The following is a 523-nucleotide window of genomic DNA, read 5'->3' as shown; positions in this document are numbered from 1 at the left end:
CTATCTCGCCTTGGTCTTCAAAATCAACAGATATCGCACACAACTGTGGACTGGCTAAAGTGTCACGTCTAGAGCGCGGTACTGCTTTCTACATTGAAACCTCTGCCGAACTTTCTGAGCTTCAACTTGTTGAGCTGAAAGCAATCCTGCACGACCGTATGATGGAAGTGGTTTTCACTGACTTCGAATCAGCGGCGGCACTATTTACCGTGGCTGAGCCTGCTCCTTATGCGGAAGTTGACCTATTAACTGGCGGACGTAAAGCGCTTGAAAAAGCAAACGTTACCCTAGGTCTTGCACTTGCAGAAGATGAGATCGATTACCTTCTTGAAAGCTTCACCGAGAAGCTAGGTCGTAACCCGACTGACATCGAACTAATGATGTTTGCACAAGCGAACTCAGAGCACTGTCGTCACAAGATCTTTAACGCTGACTGGACTATCGATGGCGTTAAGCAAGAAAAATCATTGTTCAAGATGATTAAGAACACCTTTGAAACGACACCAGAGCACGTTCTGTCTGC

1 pseudogene is annotated in these 523 nt (G+C 46.5%); it reads left to right on the top strand.

The window, feature by feature from the left end:
- Positions 1 to 523: pseudogene (locus tag AB4653_RS28310) on the top strand (phosphoribosylformylglycinamidine synthase); the annotation flags it as partial.

This window comes from Vibrio sp. 10N.222.48.A3 (assembly GCF_041475345.1).
In the GTDB taxonomy this organism is placed as follows: Bacteria; Pseudomonadota; Gammaproteobacteria; order Enterobacterales; family Vibrionaceae; genus Vibrio; species Vibrio tasmaniensis_A.
The sequence above is the reverse complement of the archived record's forward strand: the minus strand, read 5'-3'. Positions and strand labels throughout refer to the sequence as shown.